The organism is Streptomyces sp. GC420 (genome assembly GCF_009916105.1).
Taxonomy (GTDB): domain Bacteria; phylum Actinomycetota; class Actinomycetes; order Streptomycetales; family Streptomycetaceae; genus Streptomyces.
In genome coordinates this window covers 1-7,138 of the sequence record NZ_JAAAXQ010000385.1, presented here as the reverse complement: position 1 = coordinate 7,138, position 7,138 = coordinate 1, and the positions used below count along the sequence as shown (strand labels likewise).

Annotated in this window: 5 protein-coding genes, 1 tRNA gene and 1 pseudogene; 6 read left to right on the top strand and 1 reads right to left on the bottom strand. The window is 74.2% G+C overall.

Annotated features, from left to right (window positions below; all coding sequences use genetic code 11):
• The 6 genes and pseudogenes from GUY61_RS31840 to GUY61_RS31815 form a co-directional block, all read left to right on the top strand.
• Window positions 1–247 (top strand): annotated as a pseudogene (locus GUY61_RS31840) (ATP-binding protein); the annotation flags it as partial.
• Between the two features lie 257 nt (window positions 248–504).
• Window positions 505–580: transfer RNA gene (locus GUY61_RS31835), tRNA-Arg, on the top strand.
• A gap of 106 nt (window positions 581–686) precedes the next feature.
• Window positions 687–1,820 (top strand): gala protein, encoded by a 1,134-nt coding sequence (locus tag GUY61_RS31830; protein ID WP_166633752.1) that lies wholly within the window; start codon window positions 687–689, stop codon window positions 1,818–1,820.
• 83 nt (window positions 1,821–1,903) lie between these two features.
• On the top strand, window positions 1,904–3,622 hold the full coding sequence (locus GUY61_RS31825; protein ID WP_243766901.1) for an ankyrin repeat domain-containing protein: 1,719 nt from the start codon (window positions 1,904–1,906) through the stop codon (window positions 3,620–3,622).
• Window positions 3,619–4,824, top strand: a complete 1,206-nt coding sequence (locus GUY61_RS31820; protein WP_166633748.1) for an AAA family ATPase — start codon at window positions 3,619–3,621, stop codon at window positions 4,822–4,824. The genes GUY61_RS31825 and GUY61_RS31820 overlap by 4 nt, the downstream gene beginning before the upstream one ends.
• Before the next feature lie 11 nt (window positions 4,825–4,835).
• Window positions 4,836–6,020, top strand: coding sequence for a DUF2201 family putative metallopeptidase (locus GUY61_RS31815; RefSeq protein WP_166633746.1), 1,185 nt, complete (start codon window positions 4,836–4,838; stop codon window positions 6,018–6,020).
• A gap of 104 nt (window positions 6,021–6,124) precedes the next feature.
• Here the strand turns inward: GUY61_RS31815 and GUY61_RS31810 are convergent, their stop codons facing one another.
• Complete coding sequence (locus GUY61_RS31810) at window positions 6,125–6,901, bottom strand: VOC family protein (RefSeq protein WP_166633744.1); 777 nt, start codon at window positions 6,899–6,901, stop codon at window positions 6,125–6,127.
• Between the last annotated feature and the right edge of the window lie 237 nt (window positions 6,902–7,138).

The window sequence follows — 7,138 nt, the reverse complement described above, 5'->3', positions numbered from 1 at the left end:
CCTCCATGCCGCACCCGAGGGCCGCACCGTGCGCGTCGAGGTCACCGACACCCGCACAGAACGCCACCCCCGCCGTCCGCCGTCCCCACCGCCCCACGGTCCGGCCGTCCCGGCCAGTGCCGCCGGTGAGGAGGAGGCCGGCCGCGGACTGGTCCTGGTATCGCACCTCGCGACCCACTGGGACTGGCACCCGCGCCCCGACGGGCCGGGCAAGACCGTCTGGGCGGAGTACACGACTTCCCAGTGATGTTCTTTGATGGCCAACTGCTCTGACAGGCGCATCGGGCTGACGCGACCACAGCAGCACGCCCCGCTTCTGCGGTTCCGTTCCGTCGACAGGCACCCGACGGCCCCGCCGCAGGGCGCCGCCGGTCACCCTGTTCCGTGCGCCGTCGCCCCGGGCCGGCCGGGGACCGGCATGGTGATGCCCTGCCGGGTCTTCGGGCAGAGAAGTCGCAACAAGTGATCGGCATCAAAGCGAATAGGGCTATGATCTCCCACGGCAAGGCTGTAGCGCAGAGGTCGTCGCGCCCTAGCATCGAGCTGGAGGACGTCGGTTCGAATCCGACCGGCCTTGCCACCCTTGTCGTGGAGGAAAGTCGATTGGCGTCGGTCCGTCCTGGGCGGGCGGAGGGCGATGCCGCCCTCGGCGGGCCGGGCACCGGCGATGGACCGGTGGAGTGGTGATGACGCAGCCGACACCCGTGCGCTGCCCGGCGATCGAGGTCCCGGACATTCCGATCAGCGATCCCGCGCGGCTCGATCCGCTGCTGGCCAGGCTCGGGTCGGCGGAAGCGGTCGAGGCCGACGAGACCTTCCCGCTCGGCACCGTGTGCGCGGACGGGCGTGTCGACCTGTGCAAGCAGGGGCTCGGCGCGGTCGGCGCCGCCCGCGTGATGCCCGTCGCCGCCACCTCACCGCACGCCCGGCACGTCCTGCTCGGCACCAACGCCATCGGTGACGAAGGGGCCCTGACGGTTGCCCGGGCGCTTGCCGACGGTCACGGCCTGCGCACGCTCTACCTCGGCTGCAACCGCATCGGCCCGGAAGGCGTCGCCGCGCTCGCCGACGCGCTGTCGGGGGACGAAACCGTCCGTGCGCTGTGGCTCAAACGCAATCCGGTGGGTGACGAAGGTGCCCTCGCGCTCGCCGCGATGCTCCGCCGGAACACCGCGCTGCGCACCCTCGACCTGGTCAACAGCGGCCTCGGCACCGAAGGGCTGCGGGCTCTGCTCGACGCCCTCACCAGCCGCCCGCAGCCGGTGGAACGCCTCTTCCTCGGCGGCAACGGCCTGACCGCCGACAGCGCCGGGCTGCTGGCCGCGCTGATCCGTGAGGCAGGGGTGCGCGAGCTGTACCTGCCCGCCAACCACCTCGGCGACGAAGGCGCCGCCGTCCTCGCGGCCGCGGCCGACTCCGAGCGGCCGGTGCGGCTCGGTCTGGGCGGCAACGGGATCGGTCCCGCCGGGGCGCGCGCCCTCGCCGGCGCCCTGGCCGGAATCGAGGCGCTCGACCTGGGCCGGCCGATGTCGGAGCGAAGCATCGGCGCCCCCGCCAACGCCACCGGTGACGAAGGCGCCCGCGCTCTCGCCGCCGCGCTTCCCGGCAGTCCGCTGCGCCGGCTCGAGCTGCGCCACACCGGGCTCACCGGGCGGGGCGCGAAGTCCTTGCTGGCGGCCGTGCCGGACAACTCACCGCTGGAGTACGTCGGTCTGGGGCCCGGCCTGCCCCGGAAGGTGAAGCGGTCCTTCACCCAGCGTCTGCGGCCCGCGGCCGGGGCACATCCCGACCTGCGCGCGATAGGAAGTGTCTACCGTTGAGCCCCCGCCCACAACTCCCCTGCTTCCCGCCGGAGGAGGCGGCGAGCCGTCGGCGGATCCGTCGCTACGCGGTGCCCCGGGGGATGATCGAGCGCGCGACCGAACGCCGCCTGGCCGGTGACTGGCGCGGGGCGTGCGCGGCTGCCGCCGTGGACGTCGCCGTCGACCTGTCCGAGGTCGCCGAGCGCTGGGGCCGCGACGTCGCCGAGGCACTGGAGGACGACCTGCGCCACCTGGTCCCGGACCTGGTGCGCTGGCACCTGCCCCGGGCGCTGGGCGGGCGGACCACGCTCGCCACCAACCGCACGGTGGTCCTCGCCCGCTACCGGCCGGTGGAAGCGGACGAGAGCCGCCGCTCCACGCCGTACCTCCACCTCACCACGCCCGCGATGCTGGAGGGCCCGCAGCGGATCACCCTGCGCTTCCGGACGGTCCGGGACGAGAGGGCCGCAGGCGTCTTCGGGAGCGGGACCGAGGACTGGCGGTACGCCCGGCACCTGTGGGACGCACGGCACACCACCGAACTGCGCGACCGGTGCGGCAGCCGCGAACGGCCGCCGTTCTTCCACCCCGACGGCAGGCCGCTCCTCGACGACGAACTGCCGAGGGCCGATCCCGGCCCCGGCGACGCGGCGGCACGGGCCGAGTGGGTCACCCTGCTGCATCAGAAGGGCGAGATCGAGGAGGCCTTCGCCGCAGCCGGGATCGAGGTCGACCTGAAGCCCCCGAGCGGCGGCCCCGCATGGCACAGGGTCAATCCGAAGGCGATCCTCGGCAGGCTGGCGCTCGATCACACGCGACTCGAGCCGGAGGTCCGCCGACTGGCGGGCGAGGGAGCCGGCGAGCGCTTCCGCGTCGGGGCCGACTGGCGTACCTACCTCCTGCTGGAGCCGGCGGGCCCCGGGGGCGGCGCCGGGCTGCGGGTGAGGACCGCCGACCAGGACGAGGTCGAGGACGTGCCCTTCCTGGCCGAAGCACTCTGGCGCAGGCTCCCCGACCTCGACCTGATGCGCGTCGGCGGAGTCGAGCCGGAACACCTGCACCCGCTGGTCCGCGAGGCGCTGTTCCCCGCTCTCGGGGCCACCGACGGGCCCGCCGGCCCGCCCGGTCCCGCCGCGCCCGCACCCGTCCGGGTGAGATGCCGCGGCGAATGGCACGAGGTGGGCTTCCGCGCGGGCGGCGGCCTGCTCCACATGCCGCACAGCGACGAGGAGCAGCAGCGCGAGCGCGCCCTGCGCGCGTTCGGCGGTGCCGTCGCAGGGTGCTTCGCCGTCCAGCAGACGTGGGCGTCGGGAAGCGGTCGGCTGCCGAAGGCCCTGCGCGCCCAGCGGCAGGACCTGTTCCTGCGCGCCCAGCACGGCGACACACGCGGCGTGCTCGAACTCCTGGACGCGGGGCTCGACCCCCGGGTACGCGACGCCGCCCGGCGAACCCTGCTCCACGTCCTGCACCTGCTCGACCACGAACTGCTCCTGCCCCGGCTGCTCGCGGAAGGGCTCGACATCGAGGCCCGGGACCACCGGGACCGCACACCGCTGTTCGTGGCGGCCAACGACGGCGGTTCCAGGGCCCTCGTGGAGGCCCTCCTCGCCGCCGGCGCCCGGATCGACGCGGTCGACGACTCGGAACTCTCGCTGGCCCAGATCATCCGCCGGTACAAGCGTGCCGACCTGGCCTTCCTGCAGGAGCGCGTGCAGGAGGAGCACCCCGGCATCGGCGCCGACTGGTGGGACGAGTGGATGGAGGAGCGGGAGTACGACGAGGACGAGTACGACGGCGAGGACGAGGACGAGGATTCTTGAGCAACACGGCCACCCCCCGCACCGCGCCGGGCCCGCTGGCCGCCGCGGACGATCTCGTCGGCAGGCTGCGCACACGGCGGACCGAGCCCGCAGCCAATCCCCGACTGGAGGCGCTCGCCCTGGCGGTGACGGCCAATCAGCCCGTACTGCTGTGGGGCGAACCGGGTATCGGCAAGTCGGCCGGCCTGGAGCAACTCGCCGCGGGGCTCGGCCTTCCGCTGGAGACGGTCATCGCCAGTGTGCACGAGCCTTCGGACTTCGCCGGGCTGCCGATCGTCGGGGACGACCCGGCCGTGACCGGTGTGCCGATGGCCCCGCCCGACTGGGCGGTCCGGCTCACCCGTGCGGGACAGGGCCTGATCTTCTTCGACGAGCTGTCCTCCGCGCCGCCGGCCGTGCAGGCGGCGCTGCTGCGGGTCGTGCTCGAACGCCGGGTCGGCAGCCTCGTCCTGCCCGACGCGGTGCGCATCGTCGCCGCCGCCAACCCGCCGTCGAGCGCCGCGGACGGCTGGCATCTCAGCCCGCCGCTCGCCAACCGCTTCGTCCACCTCGACTGGACCCATGACCCCGCCACGGTCGCGCGCGGCATGGCCGGCACATGGCCGGAGGTGGCCGTTCCCGTGGTCGACCCGGCCAGGGTGCCCGGTGCCGTCGCCCGGGCCCGCGGCGCCATCTCCGGTTTCCTCACGGCCAGGCCCGGTCTGGTCCACCACATACCCGCCGACGCCGAGAGCCGGGGCCGGTCGTGGCCGTCACCGCGGACCTGGGAGATGGCGCTGCGGCTGCTCGCGACGGGATACGCGACCGGTGCCGGCCGCGAGGCGGTGGCCGCCGCGCTCACCGGCGCCGTCGGGGACGGCGCGGGCATCGAACTGCTGTCTTACCTGGAGAACCTCGACCTGCCGGACCCCGAGCGGGTCCTCGCCGATCCCGAGGCGTTCGCCCTGCCGGAGCGCGGCGACCGGCAGCTGGCCTTCCTCATCGCGGTGGTCGCCGCCATCCAGAGCGATCTCACCCGGCCCCGCTGGGAGGCCGGCTGGACGGTGCTGGCCAAGGCCGTGGAAGCGGGTGTACCGGACGTGGCCGCGCGGGCCGCCACCGATCTCGCGGCGATGCGCCACCTCGACTGGCCCGTACCCCCCGGCATCGACGGGTTCCTGGACCTGCTGCAGATGTCCGGGGTCCTGCCCGGCGGCCGGTGAGGCACGCGGGCATGACGGCATCCGGCGGGGACCTGGACATGACCAAACTGCTCGCCGCCCGCTACCGGGCGGCGAGCGACCGGCCCTATCTGGCGTCGGCCCTGTACGCCCTGACCGTCGTGGCCCGCCGCGAGGTGCCGACGATGGGGGTGGACCGGCACTGGCGCTGCTACGTGTCACCCGCCTTCGTCGACGCGACACCCGTGGAGGAACTCGCGGGCGTATGGGTGCACGAGGCGGCGCACCTGCTGCGGGACCACCACGGACGCGCCGACCGGCTCCCCGCCGCCGATCAGCGCGACTGGCACCGCGTCAACGTCGCACAGGACTGCGAGATCAACGACGACCTCCTCGCGGACGGCCTGCGCCTGCCCGCCGGGCGCGTCGAGCCCCGCCTCTTCGGCCTGCCCAACGGGGAGTTGTTCGAGGCGTACCTGCCCCGGCTGCCCTCGCACGTGCGGGAGCACGACTGCGGATCGGGGGCCCACGGCCGCCCGGTGCCCTGGGAGCTCACGGGTTCCGCCGGGCCCTCCCGGCTGGGCGAGGCCGAGGCCCAGGCACTGCGCCGGCACACCGCCGAGGCGATGCGTGCCCACCAGCGCGGCCGCGGCACCCTGCCCGCGGGCTGGCAGCGCTGGGCCGAGGAGGTCCTGGAACCCACGGTGGACTGGCGTCAGGCGCTGTCCGGCGCGGTCCGCGAAGCCGCCGCGTGGGCCGCCGGCGCCATCGACTACACCTACCGCCGTCCGTCGCGCCGCACACCGGCGCTGGGCGGCGTCGTCCTTCCGAGCCTGCGCCGTCCGCTGCCCCGGGTGGCAGTCGTCGTCGACACCTCGGGCTCGATGGGCGACGCGGAGCTCGCGGCCGCCCTGGGAGAGGTCACGGGCGTACTGCGCGAGGTCGGTGTACGGGGCAACCGCGTCACCGTGCTCGCCTGCGACGCCGACGTGCACGCCGTCTCCCGCGTGACATCCACCGAGCAGGTCAGCCTCGGCGGTGGCGGCGGCACGGACATGCGCGTCGGAATCGAAGCCGCGCTCGCGGCGCGGGACCGCCCGACCATCGTCGTCGTCCTCACGGACGGATTCACGCCCTGGCCCGACGAGGTCCCTTCCTGCCGCCTCATCGCGGCCCTGATAGGTCCCGGCGCACCGCAGCCCCCGAGCTGGGTGGAGACGGTACGCGTCGCCCTCTGAGGGCCCGGGTGCGGTCCGTTGCCGGCGGGCCGCCACCCCCGGGCCCCGCCCTGTGTGCGCAGCACTCGCGCCCGGCGTACCGCCCGCGGGGGTCCCGGCAAGGGTCAGCGGGCCGTCCGTACGATGGTGAACACGGCGCCCTCGGGGTCGGCGACCGTCGCCATCCGCCCGATCCCGCCGTCCCGCGCCGGCTGCACCACGTGCCCGCCGAGCTCGACCAGCCGGCGCAGCGCCTCGTCGGTGTCCGAGACCTCGAAGTACGTCATCCAGTGGGCGCCCCGGTCGCGGGGCAGCGAGTTGCCCACGCCGTGCAGGGCGGCGACCGGCTCGCCGTCGACGTGCAGGGTCACGTAGTCGAAGTCGGCCGAGACCACCGCCTCCGTGCGGTAGCCGAAGACCGCGGTGTAGAACTTCGCGATGGTGGAGGTCTCCTGGGTCACCAGTTCGTTCCACACCGGGGTGCCGTGCAGCCCTCTGACCGCCGTACCCGTCTTGCCCTTCGCCTGCCAGATGCCGAAGGTCGCCCCGGCCGGGTCCGACACGATGGCCAGCCGTCCCGCCTCGCCCGCGTCCAGCGGGCCCACCGCGACCGTGCCGCCGCAGCACCTGATCGTCTCCGCCGTCTCGTCGGCGTCGTCGGTGGCCAGATAGGGAGTCCAGGCGACCGCCAGATGGCGTTCGGGCGGCATCTGCCCGATGCCGGCGACCTCCTTGCCGTCGATGAGGCCCCGGCTGTACGGGCCGAGTTGATGCGGACCGGGCTCGAACTCCCAGCCGAACAGGGCTTGGTAGAACTCCTCCGTCGCGGTAAGGCCGTGCACAATCAAACTCACCCAGCACGGCGTCCCGGGCGTACGCCGAGTCTGCTGTGCCTCGGTCATCGTCACCTACTCCTCGGGCCGTCATGGTGGCCGTCCGGCACGTTCGAGGGTCCGCGCCGCTTCGCGCCGCCCCGATGTTTCCACCACCGGGGGTGCGGCGCGTCCCGGCCGCGCCGCAATGTTCGGGTTCTCCCGAGGAAGCATGCCCGAAAAGTTCTTCATCATCCGTTTCAGGGTCGGCGTGGGGCCGTGACGTGGGCCCGCGCCCGTGAGGCGATCACCTACGGGGACCGGGCG

What these genes read in the sequence shown, in the direction of transcription:
- GUY61_RS31830 (WP_166633752.1), top strand. Translation starts at nt 687, where the DNA reads ATGACGCAGCCGACACCCGTGCGCTGCCCGGCGATCGAGGTCCCGGAC.
- GUY61_RS31825 (WP_243766901.1), top strand. Translation starts at nt 1,904, where the DNA reads ATGATCGAGCGCGCGACCGAACGCCGCCTGGCCGGTGACTGGCGCGGG.
- GUY61_RS31815 (WP_166633746.1), top strand. Translation starts at nt 4,836, where the DNA reads ATGACGGCATCCGGCGGGGACCTGGACATGACCAAACTGCTCGCCGCC.
- GUY61_RS31810 (WP_166633744.1), bottom strand. Translation starts at nt 6,901, where the DNA reads ATGACCGAGGCACAGCAGACTCGGCGTACGCCCGGGACGCCGTGCTGG.